26 protein-coding genes are annotated in these 26,009 nt (G+C 64.0%); 14 read left to right on the top strand and 12 right to left on the bottom strand.

The genetic code is table 11. The annotated features are described in order from the left end of the window. Positions 1-21: 21 nt before the first annotated feature. From QCE88_RS19650 to QCE88_RS19635, 4 genes are all read right to left on the bottom strand, one after another. Positions 22-2,055, bottom strand: coding sequence for a tripartite tricarboxylate transporter permease (locus tag QCE88_RS19650; RefSeq protein ID WP_309905174.1), 2,034 nt, complete (start codon positions 2,053-2,055; stop codon positions 22-24). 64 nt (positions 2,056-2,119) lie between these two features. Continuing rightward, entirely contained in the window at positions 2,120-2,974 is an 855-nt protein-coding gene (locus tag QCE88_RS19645) for an amidohydrolase family protein (RefSeq protein WP_309905172.1), read from the bottom strand. Between the two features lie 55 nt (positions 2,975-3,029). Continuing rightward, complete coding sequence (locus tag QCE88_RS19640; protein ID WP_309905170.1) at positions 3,030-4,082, bottom strand: hypothetical protein; 1,053 nt, start codon at positions 4,080-4,082, stop codon at positions 3,030-3,032. Between the two features lie 189 nt (positions 4,083-4,271). Further along, positions 4,272-5,231 (bottom strand): LysR substrate-binding domain-containing protein, encoded by a 960-nt coding sequence (locus QCE88_RS19635; protein ID WP_309905168.1) that lies wholly within the window; start codon positions 5,229-5,231, stop codon positions 4,272-4,274. Positions 5,232-5,368: 137 nt separating this feature from the next. Here QCE88_RS19635 and QCE88_RS19630 point away from each other — a divergent pair, with 137 nt between their 5' ends. After that, positions 5,369-6,385 (top strand): ABC transporter substrate-binding protein, encoded by a 1,017-nt coding sequence (locus QCE88_RS19630; protein WP_309905166.1) that lies wholly within the window; start codon positions 5,369-5,371, stop codon positions 6,383-6,385. Here QCE88_RS19630 and QCE88_RS19625 read toward each other — a convergent pair. Then, positions 6,375-7,373: an alpha/beta hydrolase gene (locus QCE88_RS19625; protein WP_309905164.1), complete on the bottom strand. Its 999-nt coding sequence runs from the start codon at positions 7,371-7,373 to the stop codon at positions 6,375-6,377. The genes QCE88_RS19630 and QCE88_RS19625 overlap by 11 nt on opposite strands. Positions 7,374-7,428: 55 nt before the next feature. On the opposite strand from QCE88_RS19625, the gene QCE88_RS19620 reads away from it, so the two are divergent. The 12 genes from QCE88_RS19620 to QCE88_RS19565 all read left to right on the top strand — a co-directional run bounded on the left by QCE88_RS19620 (position 7,429) and on the right by QCE88_RS19565 (position 18,285). Continuing rightward, the gene (locus QCE88_RS19620; protein ID WP_309905162.1) at positions 7,429-7,902 is read left to right on the top strand and encodes a hypothetical protein; all 474 of its coding nucleotides are present in this window, start codon (positions 7,429-7,431) and stop codon (positions 7,900-7,902) included. A gap of 412 nt (positions 7,903-8,314) precedes the next feature. Further along, positions 8,315-9,481 (top strand): M20 family metallopeptidase, encoded by a 1,167-nt coding sequence (locus QCE88_RS19615; RefSeq protein WP_309905160.1) that lies wholly within the window; start codon positions 8,315-8,317, stop codon positions 9,479-9,481. A 3-nt stretch (positions 9,482-9,484) separates the two neighbouring features. After that, positions 9,485-10,915: a 4-hydroxyphenylacetate 3-hydroxylase N-terminal domain-containing protein gene (locus QCE88_RS19610; protein ID WP_309905158.1), complete on the top strand. Its 1,431-nt coding sequence runs from the start codon at positions 9,485-9,487 to the stop codon at positions 10,913-10,915. Between the two features lie 46 nt (positions 10,916-10,961). Continuing rightward, complete coding sequence (locus tag QCE88_RS19605) at positions 10,962-11,666, top strand: GntR family transcriptional regulator (protein WP_309905157.1); 705 nt, start codon at positions 10,962-10,964, stop codon at positions 11,664-11,666. 51 nt (positions 11,667-11,717) lie between these two features. Further along, on the top strand, positions 11,718-12,743 hold the full coding sequence (locus tag QCE88_RS19600) for an extracellular solute-binding protein (protein WP_309905154.1): 1,026 nt from the start codon (positions 11,718-11,720) through the stop codon (positions 12,741-12,743). Next, positions 12,740-13,882 carry an ABC transporter ATP-binding protein gene (locus QCE88_RS19595; protein WP_309905152.1) on the top strand — a complete coding sequence of 381 codons (1,143 nt, stop codon included), beginning with the start codon at positions 12,740-12,742 and terminating at the stop codon, positions 13,880-13,882. The genes QCE88_RS19600 and QCE88_RS19595 overlap by 4 nt, the downstream gene beginning before the upstream one ends. Then, on the top strand, positions 13,879-14,793 hold the full coding sequence (locus tag QCE88_RS19590; protein ID WP_309905149.1) for an ABC transporter permease: 915 nt from the start codon (positions 13,879-13,881) through the stop codon (positions 14,791-14,793). The genes QCE88_RS19595 and QCE88_RS19590 overlap by 4 nt, the downstream gene beginning before the upstream one ends. Further along, positions 14,790-15,602 carry an ABC transporter permease gene (locus QCE88_RS19585; RefSeq protein ID WP_309905147.1) on the top strand — a complete coding sequence of 271 codons (813 nt, stop codon included), beginning with the start codon at positions 14,790-14,792 and terminating at the stop codon, positions 15,600-15,602. Before QCE88_RS19590 ends, QCE88_RS19585 begins: the two co-directional genes overlap by 4 nt. 31 nt (positions 15,603-15,633) lie before the next feature. Next, positions 15,634-16,284, top strand: a complete 651-nt coding sequence (locus QCE88_RS19580) for a DUF1028 domain-containing protein (protein ID WP_309905145.1) — start codon at positions 15,634-15,636, stop codon at positions 16,282-16,284. 28 nt (positions 16,285-16,312) lie between these two features. After that, positions 16,313-16,924: a glutathione S-transferase N-terminal domain-containing protein gene (locus QCE88_RS19575; protein WP_309905143.1), complete on the top strand. Its 612-nt coding sequence runs from the start codon at positions 16,313-16,315 to the stop codon at positions 16,922-16,924. 25 nt (positions 16,925-16,949) lie between these two features. Next, entirely contained in the window at positions 16,950-17,717 is a 768-nt protein-coding gene (locus QCE88_RS19570; RefSeq protein ID WP_309905141.1) for a class II aldolase/adducin family protein, read from the top strand. A 64-nt stretch (positions 17,718-17,781) separates the two neighbouring features. After that, on the top strand, positions 17,782-18,285 hold the full coding sequence (locus tag QCE88_RS19565) for a flavin reductase family protein (RefSeq protein WP_309905139.1): 504 nt from the start codon (positions 17,782-17,784) through the stop codon (positions 18,283-18,285). Positions 18,286-18,304: 19 nt separating this feature from the next. Here the strand turns inward: QCE88_RS19565 and QCE88_RS19560 are convergent, their stop codons facing one another. Then, positions 18,305-18,898 (bottom strand): LysE family transporter, encoded by a 594-nt coding sequence (locus QCE88_RS19560; RefSeq protein WP_309905137.1) that lies wholly within the window; start codon positions 18,896-18,898, stop codon positions 18,305-18,307. Positions 18,899-18,998: 100 nt separating this feature from the next. On the opposite strand from QCE88_RS19560, the gene QCE88_RS19555 reads away from it, so the two are divergent. Further along, a complete protein-coding gene (locus QCE88_RS19555; protein ID WP_309906528.1) occupies positions 18,999-19,847 on the top strand; it encodes a LysR substrate-binding domain-containing protein in 849 nt (282 codons plus the stop codon). A 40-nt stretch (positions 19,848-19,887) separates the two neighbouring features. Here QCE88_RS19555 and QCE88_RS19550 read toward each other — a convergent pair whose 3' ends face one another. From QCE88_RS19550 to QCE88_RS19525, 6 genes are read right to left on the bottom strand one after another with little or no spacing between them, the layout of a single operon-like run. Then, the gene (locus QCE88_RS19550; RefSeq protein WP_309905136.1) at positions 19,888-21,369 is read right to left on the bottom strand and encodes a M81 family metallopeptidase; all 1,482 of its coding nucleotides are present in this window, start codon (positions 21,367-21,369) and stop codon (positions 19,888-19,890) included. Beyond that, positions 21,366-22,631, bottom strand: a complete 1,266-nt coding sequence (locus QCE88_RS19545) for a Zn-dependent hydrolase (RefSeq protein ID WP_309905134.1) — start codon at positions 22,629-22,631, stop codon at positions 21,366-21,368. The genes QCE88_RS19550 and QCE88_RS19545 overlap by 4 nt, the downstream gene beginning before the upstream one ends. A gap of 37 nt (positions 22,632-22,668) precedes the next feature. Beyond that, complete coding sequence (locus QCE88_RS19540) at positions 22,669-23,370, bottom strand: ABC transporter ATP-binding protein (protein WP_309905132.1); 702 nt, start codon at positions 23,368-23,370, stop codon at positions 22,669-22,671. Beyond that, positions 23,367-24,131, bottom strand: a complete 765-nt coding sequence (locus tag QCE88_RS19535; RefSeq protein WP_309905130.1) for an ABC transporter ATP-binding protein — start codon at positions 24,129-24,131, stop codon at positions 23,367-23,369. Before QCE88_RS19535 ends, QCE88_RS19540 begins: the two co-directional genes overlap by 4 nt. Then, positions 24,128-25,117, bottom strand: coding sequence for a branched-chain amino acid ABC transporter permease (locus QCE88_RS19530; RefSeq protein WP_409018192.1), 990 nt, complete (start codon positions 25,115-25,117; stop codon positions 24,128-24,130). The genes QCE88_RS19535 and QCE88_RS19530 overlap by 4 nt, the downstream gene beginning before the upstream one ends. A 29-nt stretch (positions 25,118-25,146) precedes the next feature. Beyond that, complete coding sequence (locus tag QCE88_RS19525) at positions 25,147-26,007, bottom strand: branched-chain amino acid ABC transporter permease (RefSeq protein ID WP_309905128.1); 861 nt, start codon at positions 26,005-26,007, stop codon at positions 25,147-25,149. Positions 26,008-26,009 lie beyond the last annotated feature (2 nt).

Raw genomic sequence — 26,009 nt, 5'->3', positions numbered from 1 at the left:
TCGCTTCCTTTCGATGAAGAATCAGGCGCCGCCCAGTCCGGGCAACCAGTGTCCGAGAAAACTCTCCGGCCAGGGGATATGCAGGATCTGATCGAAGACGATGTAGAGAAACACGGTCACGCACACAGCGAGGATCAGACTCAGCTTCCAAGACTCGCGGCCTTCAATGCGCATGTATGCAACGATCATCAGCGGCACCGTGGGCAGCATGCCGATCACCGACATGCAGGCGAGAAACGCGAGGAACCAGCTGAAGAAGCGGGCCGCGCGCTTCAGCACGGTCCTGACCGGGAGCTTCTCGTCGTGGTCGCCGGATACGTCCATGTGAACGCCGCTGCTTGCACGCGCCACACCGTGCGCCGGAATCACGAAGACCTTGTACGCGAGGCTCAGCGTTCCGGCGATGACGAGAATGCTCGCGACCACCGTCGGCCCGATGCGCGCCATCAGCAGCCAGCTCTGCGAGCTTGCCAGCATGTAAAGCCCGACGACGATAAAGAACACGTTTACCAGATCTTCGCGCTTGAAGTGCACCGAGCCGCTCGGCTTGAACTGCGCGAAGCCGCCGCTGCGCAACGCGGTGACGAGCGGCTTGAAGAACACCAGCGCGGCCAGGCCCAGCAGCACGATGACGACAGGTCGTGCCAGCCAGTCGGTGCCATAGCGGACGAAGGAGATCGACATGTAGCGCTCCATCAGCACGCCGAGCACGAGGCCGAGGATCAGCGGCGGACGCGCCCACCTGAGCCGCTTCATGGTCCAGCCGATGACGCCCGCGATCAACAGCACGAACAGGTCGCCCCAGCTGCGCGAGCCCTGGAACGCGCCGACATAGATGACGGGCATGATGACCGGCAGGATCAGCGTGTAGCGCAGCGTCGATACCTTCGCGAACTGGCCGCTCAGCAGGAAGCACAGCCCCGCACCGAAGATGTTGGCGAGCGCGATGGACCAGACCATCGAATACGTGAAGTCGAGATGCTTGGTCAGCATGTCGGGACCGGGGATGAAGCCGTGCACCATCATCGCGCCGAGCAGGATCGCCTGCGCCGCGCCGCCCGGCACGCCGAAGGACAACATCGGCACGAGGCTGCCGCCTTCGCGTGCATTGTTGGCCGCTTCAGGCGCGATCACCCCGCGCACATCGCCCTTGGTGAACGTCTCCTTTGCGCCCTTCGCTGTCTGCAATGCATGGCCGTAGGCGATCCAGTCCGTGACCGCGCCGGTGATGCCCGGCACTGCGCCGAGTACCGCGCCGAGACCGCCACAACGCAGCACCAGAAACCAGTTGCGAAAGGCGTCGCGCACGCCTTCGCGCATGCCTTGCCGCGAGGTGAACTGCACGTTCTGCGCAATGGCCGTGCGACGGATGGCCAGCTCGCACAACTCCGGCAACGCGAAGATGCCGAGGATGATGGGCACCAGCGGAATGCCGTCTTGCAGATACAGAAGATCGCCGGTCCAGCGCATCTGTCCGGTCGCGACATTGGTGCCGATCATGCCGACCAGAATGCCGAAGCAAGCCGCGACGACGCCACGCAGCGGCGCGTTGCCGGACAGCGCGGATACCATCGATACGCCGAACACGGTCAACGACAACATCTCCGGCGTGCCGATGGACAACACGAACGGACGCACCAGCGGCAGCGACACCGCGAGGATCACCGCGCCGATCAAGCCGCCCATCAGCGAGGACATATAGCAGGCGCTCAGCGCCCGCGACGCTTCGCCGCGTTTGGTCATCGGCAGGCCGTCGAGCACCGTGGCCTGCGACGCCGCATGGCCGGGCACGCCGAACAGCACGGCTGGAATCACATCCGAGGTGGTGATGACGGAGGCCATGCCGAGCAGCATCGCGAAGGCGGAATACGGGTCCATCGTGTAGGTGAACGGCACCAGCAGCGCAAAGCCCGTCAGCCCGCCGATGCCCGGCAACAAGCCGATCGCAAGACCGACCGCCACGCCGAACACGAGAAACATGATGCGGTGGAATTGCAGGAGCGTCGATAGCGCGTGTCCGGCCGCCATCAACGTTGCATCGTTGAAGAACTCCATGTCTCATCCTGATGGAATGGCGAGCTTCACAGGCTCGCCTGTTATCGGTCGTGCAGGAACCGGCTTAGCCGGCCAGCATCGGATACAGCTTCTTCGCGGTGCCGCCCCAGATCCAGGCGCGTTCGTCGTCGCTCAAGTCCGCAAAGCAGGCATTGCCTTGTGCAACGAGATCCTTCAGCGGGCCGGCAGACGCCGGATAGTTCGAGCCGAACGCGAGATGGTCTGCGCCGAACACCTCGACGAGCTTCGCAAAGAACGGCTTCGCGCCGCCCGGTGCGGCCTGCGCGAGATCGAAGGTACGCGGCGTGATCTTCATGTAGACGTTGGGGAATGCCGCGAGCGTGAACAGGCTGGCGCAATTCGCATACGGCGGCCCTGCTTCGAGATTGGGCCGGCCGCAGTGATCCAGCACGATGTTCACCGACGGAAAGCGGTCGGCCAGTTCTGCCACCATTGAAAGGCCTTCCGGCGTGGTCTGCACTGCCATCGTCATGCCGATCTCGGCGCAGCGTTTCCAGATCGGGAAGGTCGCGGGATTCACCAGCCAGCTGCCGTCGCTCTGATGCGTGGCGCCGCCGGTGAAGAGGCGAATGCCGCCCATGCCGCGAGCAAGCCAGTAGTCGAATTTTTGCAGCGCATCCGGCGCGAGCAGGTCGAACGAATAGACGCCCGTGAAGCGGTCCGGATGTTGCGCGACGCTGTCGGCCACATAGGCGTTGTTGGTGCCGTAGGTCGTGGATGAATGCACGATTGCGGCCTTCGACACGCCGGCCTCATCCATCTCGGCAATCAGCTGCTCGAACGTGATGGGCCGCGTCGCCGACCACTTCGACCGGTGTCCATGCTGAGGCGCGATCGGATAGCGTGCCGTGTCGGTCGAGATGATGTGCGGATGAATGTCGATGATGTCGGGCGTCATGGGAAGCTACCGTAAGGTGTTGATGTTCTCTCAGGTTCTTTTGTGCTGCGACCGCTCAATGCGCGCTGAAGATGAGCTTGCGTGCATCGTCGAGCTGACGTTGGGGCGTGGCATACAGCTTCGCGATGATCTGTTCCACCGCATCGCCGCTGATGGGATCGATTGGATAGCCCGACTGCTTCATGGCGTCGATGAAATCCGGATCCGCGATGGTCTTCGCGAATGCGTCGCGCAGTGCATCGAGCCGGTCCTGGGGCACGTCCTTCGGCACGGCGATGGGACGGCCCGCCTGGAACGGCAGGATGAACAGGTTGAACAGCGCCTTCACGTCCGGCTGCGTGATGTACGAAGAGAGGTTGGGCACGTCGGTGTAGCCTGCCGGGCTCTGCCAGCCCAGATGCAGCAGCACCTTCATCTTGCCGTCCTTGAGCAACCGCACCGGTTCGCCCTGTTGCAGCCCGTCGATGGTGGAGGCCCAGCCGTCGACTTCACCGCGCTGCATCGCCAGATATACTTCGCCGCGGCCCGTATAGCCCGGCACGATGCTCATCTTCGCGCCCATGTATTCGTTCAGCAGCGCGGGCAGCGTGCGGTCTTCGTTGGCGAAGCCGGTCGCGCCGATATACATCTTCTTCTTGCTCAGGTCGTCCGCTGTGGTGACGCCGGAACGGGTCATCGAGACGAGGCAGTATTCCACTTTGTTGAGGCTGCCGAGCCATCGCACCTTGCGCGGATCGAAGCGGTTCTGCCGCTCATCGAGCAGCGGAATGTACAGGTTGTTTCGCTGCAGGAAGCCGATCACGGTGCCGTCGCTCGGCTGCCGCGATTGCAACGATGCCGCTGCCACCATGCCGCCCGCGCCCACCACGTTCATCACGATGGCTTTGGGATGACCCGGAACATACTTGACGAAGAAGCGTGAGAACTGGCGCGCGACGATGTCCGTCACCGTGCCTGCGTCCGCGCTGACCAGAAGCGTCAACGCCTTGCCGCGATAGAAGTCCGCTACCGATTGCGTGGACGCCGGGGCCGCCGGGGCCGCGTATGCATGTGCGGTGAAACCGAACAGCGTTGCGCAGGCGCAGATCGCGGTCCTCAGATTCATCATCGTTCTCGTCTCCGTGTAGATGCGCGGAACTGTCCGTGGAAGAGCCGGGAAACCGTGCTTCCCGGTGGCAGTTCGCGTCGTCGCCCGTGTCGTTGAGCGTGAATGAATTGTGCCAGCGCCTCGAATGGCCCGGTTTGAGAAAAACTGCGGGCCGGTTGAGGAAATGGTTAAGGGGGCGACGGGAGGACGTCAGCCGCGCTTCTGGCCTTCCTGGGACAGGCGCTGCGCGGTTTCTTCGAGGCAGGAGATCATTAGCTGCGCGCTCGGCGTCAGCGTGCGAACGCGGTTCCAGAGCACGCCGGCGGGCCGCAGCAGGCGAGGCAGCGTGAGCGGCAGCGTATGGAGCGGCTGGGGAAGCGTGGCCTCGCGCGCGGACGTGTCCGCCATGACGGCGATGCAGTCGGACACCTGCAAGTGCGCGCGGATCACGTGCAGGGACAAGGTTTCGATGTAGTTGTTCGTCAGCGGCACGCCGTGTACTTCCAGCGCGCGCTCCAGCGGATCACGAAGAATGGAGCCGGTGGGCGGCAGGATCCACGGATAGGGCAGCAAGTCCGCCCACTGCATGCTCTTCCTGCGTGCCAGCGGATGCTGCCGGCCCGTGACGAGCACGACGGGCTCCTCCAGCAGTTCCTTCTCTTCGAAGCTGCCGAGTGCATCCGGCGGCGGCAGGCGGCCGACGACGAGGTCCAGATGGCCTTGCCACAACTCCGGCAACAGCGACTCTGCGGAGCCTTCGACGATCTTCACGTTGGTGCCCGGAGAACGCTGCTTGAGCAGATTCAACGCGTGGGTCAGCAGACCGGAGGCCGAGACAGGCAGCACGCCGATCTCGATCTTGCCTTCCGTGCCGGCGCTGAGGGCCTTCAGTTCGTCGATGGTCTGGTGCAGGACATGCAGCATGGCTCGCGCGTGGCGCGTCAGGCATTCGCCATAGGGCGTCGGCACCAGCCCTCGGGTCGTGCGCGTGAAGAGCGTGAGGCCGAGGCCGCGCTCCAGCTCCGTCAGCGACTTCGAGACCGCAGCCACGGTGACGTGCGAGACCTCCGCCACCTGGCTCAGATTGCGATACGTGTCGATGGTCACCAGCAAGCGCAAGTGCCGCGCCTTGAGGTTGATCTGCAGGTACCAGTCGAGTTCCGCCGACACGTTGCCTCCTCTCCCGGTATGAGTATTTCGTTAAGTCGCCGACCATTTTACTCAATCGACCCGGCCACGACGGTTCGGCACAATGCGCGCTCGTGCCAGCGCTCCTCGATTTATAACGACCGGCATCCGGAGACACGATGATGACCTGTGATTTGAACCGTCGCGGCTTCCTGCGCAAGGCGGGCGCCCTCGGCGTGAGTCTCGCTGCGGGTCCGTTTGGCGCGCCTTATGTCGCACGCGCCGCTAACAGTGAAATCCGCATTGTCAGCAATCCGGGCCTGGAGAACGCGACGCTCAACGCGCTGATGGATGAACTCGGTTACTTCAAGACCCATGACGTCGATGCGCGGATCATCCAGATACCCGGTCCCACCGGTCCGTTCGACGCCATCGCGCGCGGCACGGCCGACGTCTGCATGGTGTCGGGCTACAACCTCGTGCTCACGCGCATTGAACAGGGCGCGCCGGTGAAGATCGTCGGCGCGGGGATGAAGAAGTGTGCGCTGACGATGTACGCAAGGCCGGGCGGCGCGCGCACGCTTGAAGGGTTGGCGGGAAAAACCGTCGCGGTCGGGCCAAAGCATGGCTTGCTGCATACCCTGATGCTTCAGCTATTGAAGGAGAAAGGCCTCGACGCTTCGCGCATCGCGTTCGCCGATCACGGCAGCAACGACCACTGTTTCGATGCCGTCGCGAACGGCGCCGCCGATGCCTGCCTCGCCAGCATCTCGCATCGGAACGACGACGCAGGGCCGCAGGTCATCAGCGAAGGCAACTTGTGGCAGGCATTGCCGAACTGCGTGTTCCAGACCGCCTATGCAGCGGATGCGGCGCTCGGCGCGAAGCATGAAGGACTGGTGGCCGTCATGGCCGCATATGGCGCGCTCTATGACTATCTGATGTCACCCGCCTCGCACGATGCCTTTCTCGATGCCCGCAAACGGGCACAGAAGCATTTCGATGCTGCATCGGCCGAGGCCATCTGGAGGTTCAATCAAACGCAGCGGCCGTACTCGCGCGACCTCACGTTGAGCGAGCGCGAAATCGGTTATCTGCAGGAGATGGATATCGGCGTCGGCAGCCTGAAGCGCAAGCAGGCGTTCAGTGCGGTGGCGGATATGTCGGCGGCGCGCGCGGCGGCTGTCATGTCTTAGTGCTCTCGGCGCGCTCCGCGATCCCGCGCATGATTGCCGCGAACGCGGCTGGATCTTCCGCACAGGACGTGTGGCCCGTATCGAGTACATGCAGCGTGGCGTGCGGCATCCCCGCCGCCAGTTGCTGTGCATGCGCCAGCGTGCGCGCGACGTCGGATCTCCCATGCACGATTGCCGCCGGCAAGCTGCCGAACCGGCCGAGCAAGGGCGTGAGATCCGTCTCCATCTGACTGCGGATGGCGGCGACGACCGCTTCCTTGCGCACGCGCGACGGATAGCTGCGTACCTCATGCAACAGGGGCTCTTCGGGAAGATGCATGAAGCAACGCGCCAGAAAAGCCTCCCAGAACTCAACGCCCCAGTCGGCTTCGATGCGCCTTACGATGGCGTCCGCATCGCCATGACCGCGCGTATTGGCACCGCTGTTCGACAGCACCAGCCCGCACACGCACGGGTCGTCGCGTTGCATGTCCTGAACTGCGGCGAGCACCGCGAGCGGCGTGCCGAGCGAGTGGCCGACGAGCACGATGCGCGGCTCATTGGCGACGCTCTGCAAAACACGCCCGGCGATGGCCTGCAGCGAGAACGGGCCGTCATCCTCGAGCCACGCGAGCGCCAGCGCGCGCAGCCCGGACAAGCGCGCGGCCTCCGCGAACACGGCTGGACTGCACATGGCGCCGGGCAGGCACACCAAAGTGGGCAGCGACCGGTCGCCGTCGCCGATAGAAACGATGCGCATGCTGTTTGATGGAAGGTGGGGGCCGCCAGGGCGCCGAAGGTGACCGACTTTATCAGATTGGTTCACCTCAAGCGTTCGCACCTGGAAGAAGCCCGGCTGTGCCTCACTGATATCGCATGCAGAACACAAAATGCCATCCGGCATTTTGAATGCAAACGTAATGCGCGTTATTCGTCGAAGCGCAAGGGATCGGAAACCACGCTGAAAGCCTTCACGGTCGTGCACCCGGGCGGTGCCGAGTCGGGCCACGTTCTTGCTGGCACGCCTTGCGATTCATCTTCCTTCCACTCGCCAAGGAGCCTTCGTGCGACGCTACACCTCCCTCCTCCTGATGTTCGTCACCCTGTTCTCCGGCTGTGCGGCTTACCGGACCCACGAAGCCCGCAAGGACTCGGGCGCGCTGGTCGGCTCGAACGTGCTCGACCTGGTGGCCGCGGTCGGCATTCCCGACAAGACCATGAAACTCGTGGACGCGAATTCCCCGAATGACCGCATGGTCATGCAGTGGAATTTTTCCAACTCGGATGCTGCATTCGACCTGAATGTGATCCTGCTCGACCTGAAGATCGGCGGTGCGGGCAAGTGCAGCATGACCGCGACCGCCGACCGCTGGGGTGGCAAAGTCCTTTCGGTCAACTTTCCCCAGGCACACAGCGACAGCATGAATTCCGACTACAGCGCATGCGAACCGCTCGTGGAAGAAGCGCTTCAGCATCTGGCACACACGCCCGTCGACCCGGCTTTCGACGCCTTCACACTGGTCGGCGCGGCGAAGTAACGCTGGCATCGCGGAGCATCGCAAGGATGCTCCACCAATCGATTTCCGATTCGAACAGCACGAGAGAGCCCGCCCGAAGCATGCGCTTTCTTGTGCTTCCTGCATGCAGCAACTGTTGTTTTCTGCATGCAGCATTAAAAAAACCGGAAGCCCCGAACTGGTTCCTCATGGCCCTCGCCTAGTGCATCGCGGGTGAGTCATGCATCGCATGCGGGCAAATCCGCCAGCGCAAACGATCGCCCGCAATCCCTTATGGTGCATGGCTTTGCAGTACGCCGCATGCACCGACACAGGGCCATTGTTTTCCGGTTGACGCCAAAAAATCGACTTCATATCGTTCGTCGTCGCGTGCAGTTCTGCATGCAGAAAACAACGATGCAGGGGTGTTCCATCGCCCCTCAATGGAGCTTCGATGAACTTCGACGTCCGCGAGTGCAGGACCACACTCGCGCAGCAATTGCCCGAGATGACGCACACGCTCGAACGCCTCGTGAACATCGACAGCGGGTCGTATTGCGTCGAGGGTGTGAACCGGGTCGTCGACATCATGGAAGCCGAGTTGCGCACGCTTGGCTTCACGATCGACCGCCGGCCGATGCCCGCATGCGCTGACCAGCTCGTCGCCACGCGCACGCTGTCCGGCACGGGCCGCCTGCTGATCCTCGGTCACGCCGATACCGTATGGCCCGAAGGCACCGTCGCCGAATGGCCCTTCAGCATCGAAGGCGATCGCGCCACCGGCCCGGGCGTCGGCGACATGAAGGGCGGACTCGTGATGGCGCTTTCGTCGCTGCGCTATCTGTTCGCAAACGGCTTCGACGAACTCGCCTCAATCACCTTCTTCCTCGTACCCGACGAAGAACTCGGCAGCGTGCATAGCCGCCCCGCTATCGAAGCAGCGGCGCAAGAAGCGGACTTCGTGCTCGTACTCGAACCGGGACGCCCCGGCGGCGGCATCGTCACCGCACGCGGCGCGCTCGGCGCGTTTCAGCTCTGCGCTCACGGACGCAGCGCGCATTGCGCGGTGAACTATGCGAAGGGCGCGAGCGCGATCCGCGAACTCGCCGTCAAGGTCGAGCCGCTCGAAGCGCTGAGCGATCCGGAACACGGCGCGGTGGTCAACGTCGGCATGTTCCATGGCGGCGCGGCGCGTCAGGTGGTGCCGCCCGAAGCGCGGATGGATATCGATCTGAGGGCACGCACGCAAGCGCAAGCCGACGCGATGATCGCCGAGATTCGCCGCATCGGCGCGGAACGACGCAATGAGGGCGTCGCGCTCGATCTTCGCGGCGGCCTGACGCGCCCTGCCTTCACCGATGCACACAACGGCCCGCTGCGCGACATCGCGCTCGACCTGGCCGCGCATCTCGACATTCCGCTGTTCGAAGTGCCGCCCACAGGCGGTGGCTCGGACGGCAATTTTTCGGCCGCACTCGGCATCCCGACGCTCGATGCGCTCGGCCCCGTCTGCGAGAACATCTGCGCGCGCGATGAATCCATTTCGCTCGCCAGTCTCGCCGAACGTGGCGCGCTCTTTTGCGGCCTCATCCTGCAACTCAATAACACCAGGAAGATTTGACCCATGGCACTGATGACGGGGGATCAATATCGCGCTTCGCTCCGCGATGGACGCGAAGTCTATATCTCGGGCGAACGCGTGACCGACGTGACCGCGCATCCGGCAAGCAAGCCGATGGTCGATGCAATGGCGCGCATGTACGACCTGCAGCATGACCCGCGCTATGCCGACGTCTTCGGCTATCGCACGGAAGACGGCGAAATGGCGAGCCGCGTGTACAAGCTGCCCGATACGCTCGACGACCTGCGCAACCGCCGCGAGATGACCGCCGCGGTGCTGAATGAAGTGAGTCCGGTGATCGACCGATTCGGCGACGAAACCGTCACGCCGCTGTTCGTGATGAAGGACCGCAAGGACCTGCTCGACCGCTTCGACACGCGCTATGCACAAAATGTGGAACGCTGGCTCTCGAAGCTGCAGCGCGAAAACCTCTTCATGACGAGCGGCAATACCGACCCGAAGGGCGACCGCAGCAAACAGCCGTATCAGCAGGACGACCTCGACATGTATCTGCGCGTGGTCGAGGAACGCGACGACGGCATCGTGATTCGCGGCGCCAAGTATGAAACGGGCGCGTGCTATGCGCACGTCGCATTCTGCAAGCCGACCGTCGGCAACTGGATTCCGGAGAATCGCGACTACGCGGTGGCCTGCATCGTGCCGCTCAATGCGCCGAACGTGCGTCATATCTGCCGCGCGCCGCTGGAAGAAAAGCAATCCGCCTTCGATCATCCTCTGTCCGCGCGCTTCGACGAACTGGACACGTTGATGGTGTTCGACAACGTGTTCGTGCCGTGGGACAACGTGATCTTCTCGCGCCAGCCCGAACTCGCCAACCTGATTCGTCAGGACCTGCCGAAGTGGGCCGCGCAAGGTTTCCTGAACCGCTCGTATGCGAAAGCGGACCTGCTGGTCGGCACCGCGCTGCTGCTCGCCGAACAAACGCGCCTCATCAACGTGCCCGCGATCCGCGAAAAGATCGCCACGCTGATGGGATTCCGCGAAGGCATTCGCTCCTTCATCCTCGCGTCCGAAGCCGCGTATGAAACCAGCCGCACCGGGATGATCATGCCGAACCAGTCGATCCAGAATGCGGGCCGCGTGTTCGCGTCGTCGAACTACTACACGATGACGCAGATCCTGCGCGACCTCGCGGGCGGTGCGGCCGTGATGGCGCCGGACGAAGCCACCTATAACAACCTGGACCTGCGCCGCGATCTCGAGAAGTACTACCGCATCGGCGAAGCGAGCGGCGCGGAACGTCTGCGCACGCTGAACCTCGCGGCCGAACTCACCGCGACCTCCTTCGGCGGCCGCATGCAGGCCTATCAGATGTTCGCCGAAAGCCCCCCGCCCGTGCAGGCCATGGCGCTCTTCAATTCGTTCGACAAGCAGGCCTCGGTGGCGCGTGCCCGCGCGCTGATCGGCGTCTGACAAGAAAGCAGCGGCCTTGTCCGAAGCCGCTTCCGGAGACACTTTCATGACCAACACGATCGACACGCAAGCCGCTGATGCCGCGCTGTTGCTGCCGCCGAGCGATGCCGCGCCCGAACGGGTCGCGGACCAGCTTTACCGCAAGCTGCGCCGCGCGATCATCGAAGGCCAGTTGCCCGCGCGCAGCCGGCTGATCGAAGTCGAACTGGCGCAGGCGCTCAACGCCAGCCGCACGCCGGTACGCGAGGCGATCTCGCGTCTCACGAGCGACCAACTCGTGCGGCCGCTGAAGCATGGCGGCGTGGAAGTGGTGGATACGTCGAGCGAACTCGACGAGATCTACATTATCCGCGAAGCGCTCGAAGGCTGCGCGGCGCGGCTCGCGGCGGAGCGCATCACGGACGAGGAACTGAAGGTACTCGACGGTCTGATCGACGAGACGCATGCGTCGATGCATGACATCGACGCGCGCGTGCAGATCAATCAACGTTTCCACGAAACGATCACCCGCGCCGCGCGCTCGGAACGGCTCGCGCGGATGGTCGAAAGTTTTCAGGAATTTTTCCTGAACGAAAAGATGCTCGCGAGCTACAGCCCGCGCGAAAGCGAGGCGGCCATCGCGCAGCACGGCGAGATCGTCGCCGCGCTGCGGGCCCACGACAGCGCGCGTGCCGAGAAGCTCGTACGCAAGCATCTGGAACAGGACAGAAAGCGCGCGCTGAAGGAAAAGGCGAAGGCTGCCTTGCGCTGAAACAAAACAACTCGATTTTTTTATCAACGATTTCCACTACGGGGTAATGCAATGAACCTGAAGCTTGCAATTTCCCGCCGCGTCGCGCTTGCGACGGCGGCCGTACTGACCCTGCTCGGCGCGACCACCGCGCAAGCCGACGAAACCCGGTCCATCACGGTGCTGTCCTGGGGTCTCACGTGGCAGACCGCGCTGCAAGCCGCGAGCGAGGCCTATACGAAGAAGACTGGCGTGAAAGTCAATCTCGTCACGCAGTCGTCGTCGGGCGAAGGACTCGTCAAGCTTCAGGCAATGAAGAGCGCGCCGAGCGTCGATGTGTGGCTCACCACGTCGTCAGTGGCGGAACGGGCCGTAACCGACCAGCAGTTGTTCACGCCGCTGCCTGCCGCGCAGATGCCGAACCTGAAGGACGTGATGCCCGGCCTCGCGACGCCCAACTATGTCGCGCTGTATTCGTATCCGCTGTCGATCGTGTATCGCAACGATCTGGTGGACAAGCCCATCACGTCGTGGAAGGAACTGTGGGACCCGCGCTTCGCCGGCAAGATCGCCGTGCCCGCCATGGGCTTCTATCAGGGCCGCATGCTGATGATCGCCGCGAACGTGGGCGGCAAGCCCGGCTCGGCGGATGCCGGCTTCGACATGCTGAAGAAGATCAAGCCGAACGCCGCCATGTTCTACAACTCGGACGCGCAGGCGCGCCAGGCGCTGGCGCAGGGTGAAGTGTCGGTGCTGATCGCGCCGCCGTCGCAGGCCAAGCGGGTCGCGGACGCGGGACGGCCGGTCAAGATCGTCAGCCCGAAGGGCACGCCGATGAACTCCGATGTCGCGGTGCTGGTGCGCACGCCCAACAGCGCGCTCGCCGCCGACTACCTCAACTTTTTGCTGAGCGCCGACATCAACGGACAGATCGCTGAAAAGCTGAACATGAGCGCGATCAACCGCAAGTCGACGCAACCCGCCGCACTGGTGGACGCCTTGCCCAAGCCGGGCGACGAGATGGTGATCGACGAGAAGAACGTCAACGCCAACATCGGCGCATGGACCGACCGCTTCAATCAGGAAATCGCACGATGAGCACCCAACTGTCGGCCGCCGTGACGGCGCCGGATATCGCATCGCCCGCACGCGGCGAGCCATTGTCGGTCATCGGCGTGCGCAAGCGCTACGGCGATTTCACCGCGATCGACAGTGTCTCGCTCGACGTCCCCGCCGGCGCGCTGCTCACGCTCCTCGGCCCGAGCGGCTGCGGCAAGTCCACGCTGCTGCGTCTGATCGCGGGCTTCGTCACCGCCGACGAAGGCCGTGTGACGCTCGGCCAGCGCGACGTGCTCGGTGTCGCGCCGCATCGCCGCGACACCGCCATGGTGTTCCAGAGCTACGCGCTGTTTCCGCACATGGACGTGCTGACCAACGTGATGTTCGGCCTCAAGATGCGCCGCGTGCCGGCCAACGAGGCCCGCAGGCGTGCGCTCGAAGCGCTCGAGATGGTGCGGCTCTCCGCACTGGCCGAACGCTATCCCGCGCAGCTGAGCGGCGGCCAGCAGCAGCGCGCCGCACTGGCGCGTGCGCTCGTCACGCAGCCCAAGGTTCTGTTGCTCGACGAACCCTTCGGCGCGCTCGACAAGAGCCTGCGCGACCAGATGCAGGTGGAACTGCGCAAGCTGCAACGCGCGGTGGGCGTCACCACGATCTGCGTCACGCATGACCAGCAGGAAGCGATGGCGATCTCGGACCGCATCGCCGTGATGAACGCGGGCCGCATCGAGCAGTGCGGCGCGCCCGCCGACATCTACGACCGCCCGGCCACGCGTTTCGTGGCGCAGTTCATTGGCACGTCGAATACCGTGACCGGCACGCTGGCCACCATGGAAGGCCAGCGCGGCGTGCTGAACCTGCCAGACGGCGGACGCCTGAGCGTGAGCGGAATCGCCGAGCGGCGCGTGGGCGACGCGGTGGACGTGACCATCCGCCCTGGCGCCATTCGTCTTGCGGCAGCAGGCACGGCACGCAGCGGCGTGCAGTCCGGTTCTCATCTCATCGGCCGCATTGCACTTGCGATGAATCTCGGCGACAAGGTCACATACGAAGTGGAATCGCACGGACTGCGCCTGAGCGTCGATGCACCGCGTCATGCCGGCGAGCCGGTCTTTCCCGAAGGCGCGCCGGTCGAACTCTCGATCGCCGTCGCGGACTGCATGGTGCTGCGCGCATGAAGAACCCGCCCATCATTGCTCCGGGCATCGCGCCCATCGTCGATTTCACGCCGCGCGTGTCGCGCTGGAATCTCGCGCCGGCCGCCGTGGTGCTGATCGTGTTCTTCAGCGCCTATGCGATCTTTCTCTACACCAGCCTGCTGCATCGCGTGCCGGGACAGGCGGCGAGTGTCGGACCCATCAGTCTCGACAACTACGCCCGCTTCATGCGCTCCGCCTCCGAGTGGCGCATTCTCGGCGCGACGCTCGGCATCTCCGCCGAACTCACCGTCGCCGCCGCACTTGTTGGCTTTCCGATGGCGTATGTGATGGTGCGCTGCGCGTCGAGCGGCTTGCGCCAGTTCCTGATGGTGTCGCTGGTCGTCACGTTTCTTTCCGGAACGGTTACGCGCGCCTATGCGTGGGTCATCATTCTGGGCAACAGCGGGCTGATCAATTCGGTGCTGCGCAAGCTCGGCGTGATCGATTCACCGCTGCACCTGATCTACAACCAGGGCGGCGTTTTCGTTTCCCTGCTGCATTTCGTGATTCCGTTTTTCGTGCTCACGCTGCTCGGGCCGCTGAAGAACGTGCCGCGCGTGCTGGAGGAATCCGCGATCAATCTGGGCGCATCCAGGCTGTCCGCGTTTTGCCGCGTGACGCTGCCGCTCAGCGTGCCCGGCGTGATCGCGGCGAGTGCGTTGACCTTCGCCGTCTCGCTGAGTTCGTTCCTGTTTCCGCTCGTGCTGGGCGGTGGTCACGTGCGCCTGCTGTCGAATGAAATCTACGAACTGATTTTCGTCGCGTTCGATCTGCCGTTTGCCGCCGCCACGGCGACACTCTTCCTTGTTGTTTCGCTCGCGTTCGTGTGGCTGTTCTCGTTGTCGCAACGACTCGCCGGCGGTCATGTTGCCAGGAGCGCCACCCAATGAGCACCGCCCGTGAAGACTATCTCGCCTATGGCCCCGGCGTGCGTCTGTTCGCCATCCTGGTCGGGCTGTTCATGCTGACGCCGGTGGTATTCATCGTGTATTACTCGTTCAGCAACGACAGTTATTTTTCGTTGTCGCCTTCCGGTTTTTCCTTGAAGTGGTTTCAGCAATTTTTTTCCAGCGACTCGTTCCGCACGGCGTTCGGCACCAGCCTCCTGATGGGCGCCATTGTTACGCCGGTGAGTCTCATCATCGCGGTGCCGACGGCATGGGCGCTCGTACGCGGCCGTTTCCGGGGCGTGGAGGCGATCAACGCGCTGCTGATGTCGCCCATCATCATTCCGGGTGTCGTGACCGGCATCGCGTTCCTGATCCTGCTGTATCACACGGGCATCGGCCCGGGATTCACCGGACTCGTGATCGCGATGATCTGCTTCACGCTGCCCTACTCCGTGCGCGCGCTCGTTGCGAACCTGCACGGCATCCGCACTGATCTCGAAGAGGCCGCGCGCAATCTCGGCGCGTCGAACTGGCAGGCCTTTCGCCTGGTCGTCCTGCCGCAACTGAGACCGGGACTGATCGCGGGCGGCACCTTCGTGTTCGTCGAGGCCATCGACAACTTCTCCGTCTCCACCTTCCTCGCCGCACAGCACAGCACGACGCTGCCCGTTGCTGCCTATGCGTATATGCGCGACTTCGACGATCCCACGGTCGCGGCGATGTCGGCGGTGCTGATCCTGCTCTCCACGCTGCTCGTGCTCGTGGTCGGCCGGCTGATCGGGCTGGAGAAGATCTTCCGTGTCGAATGAGCACGCTGCCCTTCACTGAACATCTATCGTCATGACCTTCTCTCTCGTTGCCCGCTGCGCCGAAACCGGCGCGTTCGGGATGATCGTCACCTCGTCGAGCATCTGCGTGGCGAGCCGTTGCGCATGGGTTCGCGCGGGCGTCGGCGCAGTCGCTACGCAGAACCTGACCAATCCGGCGCTGGGCACCATCGGCCTGGATTTGCTTGCGCAGGGCATTCCCGCCGCGAAGGTGCTCGACGCGCTGCAACGCATCGATCCGCAACCGGACTATCGCCAGTTGAGCGTGATCGATGCGCGCGGCGAAACCGCTGTCTTCACCGGCGGCGCTGCACTGCCGACGGTCGCGTCGGCGCGTGGGCTGAACTGCGCCGCAGCCGGCAATCTGCTCGCGTCGAACGACATTCCCGCTGCGATGGTCGCGGCGTTCGAAGCGTCGCGTGCGCCCTTTGCGGAGCGCCTGCTCGATGCCGCCGATGCCGGACTTGCCGCCGGCGGAGAAGTGCGCGTGCTGCGCTCGGCCGGTCTGCTTTGCGCACATGCCGAGCCCTGGCCCGAAATCGATCTGCGCATCGATTGCGCAGATACGCCTCTACGTGCCTTGCATGATCTATGGACCGTCTACGCGCCGCTGCGCGACGGTTATGTGAGCCGCGCGCACGCGCCGCAACTGACCGTCGTCTGAACCTGTCTCGCCTCGAGGAACTCTTCACATGCAACTGATGCACGCCGCAACCTCGCCGTTCGTGCGCAAGGTGGTGATCGTCGCGCACGAACTCGGGCTCGATGCGCGCATCGAGAAAGTCGCTGCCACGGCCAGTCCGGTCAAGCGCAACGACGTGCTCGGCACGCTCAACCCCTTGTGCAAGCTACCCACGCTCGTCACCGACGACGGTTTAACGTTGTTCGATTCGCGCGTGATCGCCGAGTACCTGTGCGCGCAGGCAGCGCCCGACGCGCCCGTGCTGCTGCCCGCCGAAGGCGCGGCGCGCTGGACCGTGCGACGCGCCGAAGCGCTCGGCGATGGCCTGCTCGACGCGGCCTTGCTCATTCGTTACGAAGGCGCGCGTCCTGAAGCCTTGCAGTGGGATCAGTGGTCGTCCACGCAACTACTGAAAGTGACCGCCGCGCTCGATGAAATTGAATGCATGTCGAATGCATTCAATGTGCCCGTCGACCTCGGCCAGATTGCCGTTGCGTGCGCGCTGGGCTATCTCGACTTCCGTTTTGAAGCGCTGGACTGGCGCACCAGCCGCCCCGCCGCAACCGCATGGTTCGCGCGTTTCGCGCTTCGTCCGTCGTTCGCCGCGACTCGTCCTGCCTGATCTGCCCGACCAAGGAACCAGAGCAATGCTCATCAAAGACCGCCCGCCGCTGCTCGTCCCGATCGAAACCGAAGCCGATACCCGCCTGCATCTATGCGCGCTGTATCGTCTGCTCGCTCACTACGGACTCGACGACACCATCTTCACGCACGCCTCGGCCAAGGTGCCGGGCGAAGAGGCCTTTCTCATCAACCCCTATGGCCTGCGCTTCGAGGAAGTGACGCCGGGCGGCCTGCTCAAGGTCGATTACTCCGGCTTCAGCGACGATCCGTCGAATCATCCCGCCAATGCAGCGGGCTACGTGATTCACAGCGCGCTGCTGTCGGCGCGGCCGGATATCGGATGCGTCGTGCATACGCATACGCGCTCGGGCGTCGCGCTGTCGTGCCTAGAAGACGGCCTGCTGCCGATCAACCAGTTCGCAATCGAGTTTCATGACCGCATCGGCACGCATGAATACGAAGGTCTCGCCTTCAACCTCGACGAAGGCGAACGCCTGCGCCGCGATATCGCGGGCAAGGTGGGACTGATCCTGCGCAATCACGGCTTGCTGGCCGTAGGTCCGAACATTCCCGCCGCGTTCTATCTGATGTACTACCTGGAGCAGTCCGCGCAGGTACAGATGGACGTGCTCGCGTCGGGCCGGCCGTTCGTGATGCCGTCACAGGCGCTCATCGAAAAGACCGTGAGCCAGTTCACCAGCAGCTTCAATCCCGAAGCGGCCGGTCACCGGATGTGGCCTTCGATGCTTCGTCTGCTCGATGAGAAATATCCGGGCTGGCGCGAGGACTGAATCGCGCGATGCCGAACGCATGCACGCGGCTCGCCTCCGCTCAAATCATTCGCAGGAGCAGGAATTGCACGTCACCGATCCGGTCATTGAGTTTCAGAAAGCGATGTCGCTGTTCGCCGCCGGCGTGACGGTCATCACCACGATGAGCGACGGCAAGCCGGCTGGTCTGGTCGCGACATCGGTATGCAGTCTTTCATCGACGCCGCCTTCCATCGTCGTCTGCGTCAACAAGAGCGCCGCTACGCATGACGTGTTGATCCAGGAAGGAAAGTTCGCCGTGAACCTGCTTTCGGTGGAGCATCGCGACGTGGTCGACCGGTTCCGCGACGTGCGCGGCGAAGCCCGTTTCGATACGCATCCGTGGCGCGAGAGCAAAACGGGGTCGCCGATGCTCGACGATGCCGTCGTCGTGCTCGATTGCGAAATCGCCGGGCGGCACGATGGTTTTTCGCATTCAATATTCATCGGCGTGATTCGGGATATTGCATTCGCACAGCAAGGCGATGCCCCGCCTTGCCTGATGTGGCACGGGCGGACCTTCGCGCATTGCAGTCCGTTGAGCGCCTGAAGCTTGCATGCAGGTCCGATCAGATCCACGCCGCGACGACGGACGCGCCCAGCATCGCGCCCATCCCGAGATTGAGCACGCGCCATTGAAGCGGCGTGCGGAACACCCGCGCCAGCACGGCGCCGAGTGCGCACCACAGCGCAAGCGAAGCGCACGCGGCCACGCCGAACGCCACCGCGAGCAGCATCGCCAGGCGCCCGGGACTGCTCGCGAGCAACTCGAAGGATGCGGCCGCGCCGACGGTCATCGCCCAGCTCTTCGGATTGAGCCAGAGCAGCATCACGCCGTTGAGCAGGGTGACCGGCCGCGCGGGGCCGGTTTGTGCGTTCAGCGGTCCACTGCATGCAATGCGCCACGCGAGCCACAGAAGATAGGCGGAGCCGATTGCCTTCACGGCGGTTTGCAACGTGGGCATGGCCAGCAGCATGCCGCCCAGGCCGAGCGCCGCCACTGCGGCGAGCGAGGCAAGACCGGACGCAATGCCGAGCATCAGCGGCAATGAACGCGTAAAGCCAAACCGTGCGCCCGATGCGGTGGCCAGCGTGGTGGCGCCGCCGGGCGTGACGGTCGCCACGGCGACGAAGAGACAAAGCGGAAGGATGGAGGCAGTCATCAGGGCATATCGGGTAATCGATATTTGCACTCTAGCGACTGCCTATGCATCATAAAAGGCAATAATATTGATGCCGTCCATTACCGCGTCTAATGCATCGATGATCCGCAATCTCGACCTCGACCTGATCCGCACGTTCGTGACTGTCGCTGACAGCGGCAGCATGACCGTCGCCGCCCATGTCCTGCACATGACGCAGGGCGCCGTCAGTCAGCAGGTGAAGCGTCTGGAAGAGCAACTGGACTGCCTCTTGTTCGTACGCAAGACGCGCAAGCTGGAGTTGTCGCGCCAGGGCGAACCGTTCCTCGTCAAGGCGCGTCAACTACTGAAGCTGAACGACGAGATCTGGGCCGACATGAACGCGCAGCCTTTGCGCGGCAGCCTGCGCGTCGGCGTGCCCTACGACCTCGTTACCCTTCTCGCACCCGCGCTGAAGGCTTTCGCCGAAGCCCATCCGCATGTGGAAGTGTCGCTGGCGTGCGCGGCCTCGTCCGAACTCGGCGAGGCGCTGGATGCGGGACGCGTCGATGTGGCGCTGATCCAATCCGTCGCAGGCGAAGCCGGAGGCGACGTGATCCGTATCGAGCCGCTCGTCTGGGTGACGGGGCGAGACAGCATCGCGTGGCAGAAGCGACCGCTGCCCCTCTCGATGGTGGATGAAAGATGCGCCTTCCGGCCGCTGGTGCTCGGCGCGCTCGCGGACGAAGGCATCGCGTGGCGCACGGTCTTCGAGAGCGGCAACATCGAGGCGACCGCTGCCACGGTCAGGGCTGGCCTCGCGATCACCGCATGGCTCGCGTCGACGGTGCCGCCAGACCTGGAGACGCTCACGCCGCAGCTTGCTGGCTTGCCCGCGCTTCCGCTGTTCGCCATCTGTCTGCGCTTGCCGGCATCGGTTCAGCCTTCAGCGCAGGCCTTTGCACGCTGCGTGCGGGACGCGATTGCCTGAGGGGCGAGCGCACGCTTTCACGTGGCCCGCGTGCCGCCTGTCAATACTCCGCATCCGCATCCAGCGGAAACACCGGGCGCTTAAGATTGACGAACGGGAACAGCGCATAGTCCGAACTCGTCGGCCCGCGACTGTCGCACTCGACCAATCCGCCGGCAATGGGCACGAACACCGGCCGGCAATACATGCGCGACTTGAGGATCAAGAACCGGGCGCCACGCGGATCGATGCCCACGCTTTCGAACACGCCCAGATCCCACGGCTCATGCGTGCGTTCGGTCAGGAGGATGCGCGCTGCCGGCGTTTCGATGACGGCCGCGCGTCCCATGTAGGCGCGCTGTCCCGTGTAAGTCGGGCCGCTGATCACATACTCGCCGTCCGTCAATGCGCGCACGACGCCAGTCACCTCAAAGGGCGGCTTGCCGCGCGAAGTGACACTCGCCAGCTTGTTGCCGATGCCGAGCGTGACCGTCGCGCCCTCGCCCGCTGCGAACAATTTCGCCACCGCGTCCGGATCGCACAGCGGCCCGACGACGATGCCTTCGAGTCCCTGCTGCAACGCTTCCTCGAAGGCGTCGGTCGTGTCGCACGTGCCGCCGGACATGCAGTTGTCACCGTGATCGAGCAGCAGGATGGGCTTTGTGGCATCGCGCGCAAGCGCCGCCCCTTCGGCGATGGATTCCGCAAGCGGCGCGCTGCGATACACGAAGTCTTCGCGCTCGTCCCAGATCTGCCGCGCGATGCGGTCCGCCACGTCCTGAGCCTTGGACCGATCGCCGTCCGCCACCACCACCACGCTGATGCACGGCGACGCGATATCCGCCAGCGAAAAGCCCGACAACACCGAGACGGCCAGCACGCCGTCGCGTCCTTCAGCGGCGCGCGCGGCATCGACGGCGCGCTTCATCGCACCTGCGGATGTCGAACTCCTGAGCGTGTGCGTCAGCAGCGGCGGCTGCGCCCATGCGATGACCGGCTTCGTCCTTGCATGAACCAGATCGAACACGAGCCGCGCCGCAAGTTCACCGCTCTCGTACATATCCACGTGCGGATAGGTCTTGAAGCTCGTGATGACATCGGCGTTATCGATCATCTTCTGCGTGACGTTCGCATGCAGGTCCAGCGACACCGCAATCGGCGCATGCGGCAGCGCCCGGCGGACGCGTTCGAGCAGATCGCCTTCGCCATCGGGCGAATTCTCCGCAACCATCGCGCCATGCAGATCGAGCATCACGAGGTCGCAGCCTGCTGCGGCATCGACGATGGACTGGCAGATCGCATCGTAAGCCGCCGCACTCACGCGGCCGCTCGGATTCGCCGAAGCCGAGATCGGCGTGACAATCTTCGCTTGCGCGCGCTCGGCAGCATCGATGAACGCGGACATCGCAGTGCGCATGCCCGCGTTCTCGCGATAAGCGTCGGCGTCATGGCACGGACCGTCGCGGCCGAAGGCTTCGAGCGGCGTCGGCACCGGCGAGAACGTGTTGGTCTCGTGATTCATCCGGGCGATGAGGATCTTCATGCGCTCGCTCCTTCAACCGATGATGCATTGGCGGCGCGCAGCATCGCCTGAAGCAGCACGTTGCAGCCCGCTTCCAGATGATCGGCGCGCGCGTCCTCGATTTCGTTGTGACTGATGCCGTCCTTGCACGGCACGAAGATCATCGCGGCAGGCGCGAGGCGTGCGAGATACACGGCATCATGGCCCGCGCCGCTCACCACGTCCATCGAACTCAAACCAAGCGCTCCCGCTCCTTCGCGCACCGATGTCACCAGCGACGCTTCGAACGGCTGAGGCGCGAAGTAGACGACTTCGTCTACCGTCACCGGCAAGCCCGCCTGTGCGCACAGATCGCGCAGCGCGCGGTCCATCGCGTGCAGCGTGGCGTCGTCGGGTGCGCGCAGATCGACGGTCAGTTTCACGCGCCCCGGAATCACGTTGCGCGAGTTCGGATGCACATCCACCCAGCCGACCGTACCGCGTGCATGCGGCGCATGCTCGAGCGCGATACCGTTGACCGCGCGAATCAGGTCTGCCGCAACGAGCAGCGCATCGCGGCGCAGTTCCATCGGCGTCGGACCAGCGTGTGCTTCCATGCCCTCGATGGTCACGTCATACCAGCGCTGCCCGAGCGCGCCCTGCACCACGCCGATCACCTTGTCATTCGCTTCCAGCACCGGACCCTGTTCGATATGCGCCTCGAAATAAGCGCCCACCGCATGCGCCGCAACGCGCTCGCCCGCGTAACCGATTGCCGCGAGCGCATCCTTCACCGTCACGCCTTCACGATCCGCCTGTGCCAGCGCGTGTTCCAGCGTGAACGCGCCGGCGAACACGCCCGAGCCCATCATCACCGGCACGAAGCGCGAGCCTTCCTCGTTGGTCCATACCGCGACTTCGAGCGGCGCCTGCGTGCGCACGTTGTTATCGTTCAGCGTGCGCAATACTTCGAGACCCGCGAGCACGCCATAGTTGCCGTCGAACTTGCCGCCGGTCGGTTGCGTATCGATATGACTGCCGGTCATCACGGGCGGAAGATCGTCACGCAATCCCGCGCGGCGCGCGAAGATGTTGCCGATCGCATCGACACGCACCGTGCAGCCCATGTCCTTCGCCCAGAACACGAACAGATCGCGGCCCTGACGGTCCAGGTCCGTGAGCGCCAGACGGCACACGCCGCCCTTCTCCGTCGCGCCGATCCGCGCAAGTTCCATCAGGCTGTTCCAGAGACGCGCACCATCGATGCGCAAGCCGGCGTGCGCCGGCAGATCGTGAGCTTGCATGCCAGGTTTCCTTCGCTGTGTGCTATGTATGCGGCGCTCAGACGACGCCGACACCGAGATAACGGTCCTTGACGGATTCATCCGCGATGAAGTCCGCATTCGTGCCTTCGTAGACGATGCGCCCTTGCTCGATGATGGTGTGGCGATCCGCGAGCTGCGTGCAGACTTCGAGGTTCTGTTCGACCAGCAGGATGGTCACGCCTGCCTGTCGAATCAGCTTCAATTGCGCGACGATCTCCTCGACGATCACGGGCGCAAGACCTTCCACCGGTTCATCGAGCATCAACAGACGCGGATGATTCATCAGCGCCCGGCCGATGGCGAGCATCTGTTGCTCGCCGCCCGAGAGCTGGCCGCCGCCGTTCGTCCTGCGTTCCTTGAGGCGCGGGAAGATGCGATAGATATCGGCGAGTTGCCACGGCGAATCCTTGCGCGCGCCCAGCCTCAGGTTCTCTTCCACCGACAGCAGCTTGAAGATGCCGCGATGCTCCGGCACGAAGCACACCCCGCGCGCCGCGATCTTGTGTGGCGGCAGTTTCTCCAGCGGCGTGCCGTTGAAGCTCACGCTGCCTTGCTTCGGCGTCACGACGCCCGCGATGCTCTTGAGCGTCGTCGACTTGCCCGCGCCGTTGCGGCCCAGCAGCGTGACCGTCTCGCCCTCGGCAATCTTCAGCGTCACGCCTTGCAGAATATGGCTCTTGCCGTAATAACCATGAAGGTTCTGGACCTCGAGCATCATGCGCGGCCTCCAGTGATCATGTTGCCGAGATAAGCACTGCGCACGCGCGGGTCGCCGCGAATCTCGGCGGGCTTGCCTTCCACCAGCACGCGGCCCTGCTGCATCACCGTGATGGTGTCCGAGATATCCATCACGATATCCATGTTGTGCTCGATCAGCACCACGGTGTAGTCGTCGCGCAGGCTGCGGATCAGGTGCTTCATGTCGTCGAGATCGTCGATGCCCATGCCTGACGTCGGCTCGTCCAGGAAGATCGCCTTAGGGCGCGCGGCCAGCGCCATGCCCACTTCCAGACGACGCTGCTGGCCATGCGACAGCACACCGGCCTGCGTCTGCGCGAACCGTTGCAGCGCAAGGCGTTCGAGAATGCCGTCCACCGTGTCGCGATGTTCGAGCGCGCCGCGCGGCGGCGTCCAGACATTGAGTGCGCGCTTCGAATCGACGCCTTGCGCGGCGAGCCGCAGGTTCTCGCGCACCGGCAGATTCGTGAACAGGCTCGTCACCTGGAATGAACGCGCGATACCACGCTTCACGCGCCGATGATCCGGCTCGCGCGTCACGTCATGGCCGTCGAACACGATATGCCCCGCGCTGCTCGGCACGGTGCCGGTGAGCACATGAAAGAGCGTGGTCTTGCCTGCGCCGTTCGGACCGATCACCGAATGCACAGTGTTCTTCGCGATGCGCAGGTTCACATCGGTGAGCGCCGCGAATTTGCCGTAACGCTTGCCCAGATCTTTCGCCTCCAGTAACACGCTCATGCCGGCTCTCCTCCCTCACGCTTCACCGCGCGCCAGATGCGCTCGCCCAGGCCCCAGAGGCCGCGCTGCATGAACAGGCTCACGGCGATCAGCACGAGGCCCAGCAACAGCAGCCAGCGCGGCCACAGCGTGGCGAGCCAGTCGGCGAACAACACATAGAAGGCCGCACCGAGCACCGAAGAAAAGAGATTGCCCGTACCGCCGATCACCGTCATCACGAGGATCATTTCGCTCGTGTGATAGTCGATGTTGGAGAGCGGCGCGATGCCGGTCATCAGCGCGTGCAGTGCGCCGGCCAGGCCCGTGACCGCGCCCGACACGACGAACGCCGCGAGCTTGAAGCGCCTTACGTCATAGCCCACGGCGGCGGCGCGCGCTTCGTTGTCGCGGATCGCGAGCAGCGTGCGGCCGAACACCGAATGCGACACGCGCAGCATGAACCAGAACGCGATCAGGAACAGCACCGCGACGAACGCGTAGTACTGCCACGGCGAAGCAATGGACACGAGCGGATGCCCGAAGACCGACAGCGCGGGACGCGGAATGTCGAGCAGGCCGTTGTCACCGCCGGTGAGATCGGGCGTCGTATATGCGAGGAAGTAGAACATCTGCCCGAACGCCAGCGTGAGCATCACGAAGTACGCGCCGCGCTGACGAATGGAGAACCACCCAACAATCGCCGCCGCCACAGCGCCCACCACGATCGCGCCAAGCAGCGCAGCAGGAACCTGAAGTCCCGATTTCGTCAGGATCAAACCTGCGCTATAGCTGCCGAGTCCGAAGAAGATGCCTTGCCCGAACGAGAGCAGCCCGGTATGCCCCAACAACAGATTGCAGCCCAGCGCCGCGAGCGCGAAGACCAGCACTTCCGTTGCGAGCGTTCCGGAGCGGATGGTCATCGGCAGGATGCAGACGACGACAGCCGCGAGCAGCAGAAAGCGGTAGCGGTGCAATGCATGCCGCAGGGAACGTCGTGGCTCGCTCACGTTCAGCGCCTCCGATGTCGGTTTGGAATTCACGCGGCCCTCCCGAGCAATCCGTTCGGACGCAGCAACAGCACCGCCGCCATGGCGACATAGATCATGAGCCGCGCGCCTTCGGGCCACAGCGTGCTCATCACGCTCTGCACGATGCCGACCAGCAGACCGCCGACGAGCGCACCGAGAAAATTGCCCATGCCGCCCACCACCACGACGACGAAGGCCACGCCGAGCGCCTCGATGCCCATGAAGGGATCGACACCGCGAATCGGCGCCGCGAGCACGCCCGCAAGCGCCGCCGTGCCCGCACCCAGCGCGAACACGAGGCTGAAGATGCGCGTCACATTGATGCCGAGCAAGGACACCATCTCGCTCGATTCACTGCCCGCGCGCACCGCGCTGCCGAGCCGCGAGCCTTCGAGCACCCACCAGAGAAGCGCCGCGAGCACGGCCGTGAACGCAATCACGAAGAGCCGGTACTTCGGGTAGATGAAGCTGCCCCACATGACCACGCCGTTGAGGATGTCCGGCACGGCCACGTTGTCGCCGATGGGCCCCCACACGATGATCGAACACTCCTGGATCACGAGCGCGAGCCCGACTGTCGCAAGGATATGGAACTCATGCTGTTGCGCATAGACGTGCCGCAGCACGACCTTCTCGACGACCCACGCCAGCGCGCCCACGATCACGGGCACGATGACGAGCGCGGTCCAGAAGTTCATCGACCATTGCATGGCCTGATAACAGAAGTACGCGCCCAGCAGATAGAACGCGCCGTGGGCGAAGTTCACGAAGCGCAACAGCCCGAACACGATCGACAAGCCGACCGCGAGCAGAAAGTACAGCATGCCCACGCCGATGCCGTTCACGACCTGCAACAGATAAACGTTCATGG

This window comes from Caballeronia sp. LZ035, assembly GCF_031451175.1.
Lineage (GTDB): Bacteria > Pseudomonadota > Gammaproteobacteria > Burkholderiales > Burkholderiaceae > Caballeronia.
Note: the sequence above shows the minus strand (reverse complement) of the source record. Positions and strands in the feature narration are given on the sequence as shown.

What these genes read in the sequence shown, in the direction of transcription:
- QCE88_RS19550 (WP_309905136.1), bottom strand. Translation starts at nt 21,369, where the DNA reads ATGAAGATCCTCATCGCCCGGATGAATCACGAGACCAACACGTTCTCG.
- QCE88_RS19580 (WP_309905145.1), top strand. Translation starts at nt 15,634, where the DNA reads ATGACCTTCTCTCTCGTTGCCCGCTGCGCCGAAACCGGCGCGTTCGGG.
- QCE88_RS19630 (WP_309905166.1), top strand. Translation starts at nt 5,369, where the DNA reads ATGATGACCTGTGATTTGAACCGTCGCGGCTTCCTGCGCAAGGCGGGC.
- QCE88_RS19560 (WP_309905137.1), bottom strand. Translation starts at nt 18,898, where the DNA reads ATGACTGCCTCCATCCTTCCGCTTTGTCTCTTCGTCGCCGTGGCGACC.
- QCE88_RS19640 (WP_309905170.1), bottom strand. Translation starts at nt 4,082, where the DNA reads ATGATGAATCTGAGGACCGCGATCTGCGCCTGCGCAACGCTGTTCGGT.
- QCE88_RS19585 (WP_309905147.1), top strand. Translation starts at nt 14,790, where the DNA reads ATGAGCACCGCCCGTGAAGACTATCTCGCCTATGGCCCCGGCGTGCGT.
- QCE88_RS19545 (WP_309905134.1), bottom strand. Translation starts at nt 22,631, where the DNA reads ATGCAAGCTCACGATCTGCCGGCGCACGCCGGCTTGCGCATCGATGGT.
- QCE88_RS19650 (WP_309905174.1), bottom strand. Translation starts at nt 2,055, where the DNA reads ATGGAGTTCTTCAACGATGCAACGTTGATGGCGGCCGGACACGCGCTA.
- QCE88_RS19605 (WP_309905157.1), top strand. Translation starts at nt 10,962, where the DNA reads ATGACCAACACGATCGACACGCAAGCCGCTGATGCCGCGCTGTTGCTG.
- QCE88_RS19600 (WP_309905154.1), top strand. Translation starts at nt 11,718, where the DNA reads ATGAACCTGAAGCTTGCAATTTCCCGCCGCGTCGCGCTTGCGACGGCG.
- QCE88_RS19645 (WP_309905172.1), bottom strand. Translation starts at nt 2,974, where the DNA reads ATGACGCCCGACATCATCGACATTCATCCGCACATCATCTCGACCGAC.
- QCE88_RS19570 (WP_309905141.1), top strand. Translation starts at nt 16,950, where the DNA reads ATGCTCATCAAAGACCGCCCGCCGCTGCTCGTCCCGATCGAAACCGAA.
- QCE88_RS19615 (WP_309905160.1), top strand. Translation starts at nt 8,315, where the DNA reads ATGAACTTCGACGTCCGCGAGTGCAGGACCACACTCGCGCAGCAATTG.
- QCE88_RS19595 (WP_309905152.1), top strand. Translation starts at nt 12,740, where the DNA reads ATGAGCACCCAACTGTCGGCCGCCGTGACGGCGCCGGATATCGCATCG.
- QCE88_RS19555 (WP_309906528.1), top strand. Translation starts at nt 18,999, where the DNA reads ATGATCCGCAATCTCGACCTCGACCTGATCCGCACGTTCGTGACTGTC.
- QCE88_RS19540 (WP_309905132.1), bottom strand. Translation starts at nt 23,370, where the DNA reads ATGATGCTCGAGGTCCAGAACCTTCATGGTTATTACGGCAAGAGCCAT.
- QCE88_RS19610 (WP_309905158.1), top strand. Translation starts at nt 9,485, where the DNA reads ATGGCACTGATGACGGGGGATCAATATCGCGCTTCGCTCCGCGATGGA.
- QCE88_RS19575 (WP_309905143.1), top strand. Translation starts at nt 16,313, where the DNA reads ATGCAACTGATGCACGCCGCAACCTCGCCGTTCGTGCGCAAGGTGGTG.
- QCE88_RS19535 (WP_309905130.1), bottom strand. Translation starts at nt 24,131, where the DNA reads ATGAGCGTGTTACTGGAGGCGAAAGATCTGGGCAAGCGTTACGGCAAA.
- QCE88_RS19590 (WP_309905149.1), top strand. Translation starts at nt 13,879, where the DNA reads ATGAAGAACCCGCCCATCATTGCTCCGGGCATCGCGCCCATCGTCGAT.
- QCE88_RS19525 (WP_309905128.1), bottom strand. Translation starts at nt 26,007, where the DNA reads ATGAACGTTTATCTGTTGCAGGTCGTGAACGGCATCGGCGTGGGCATG.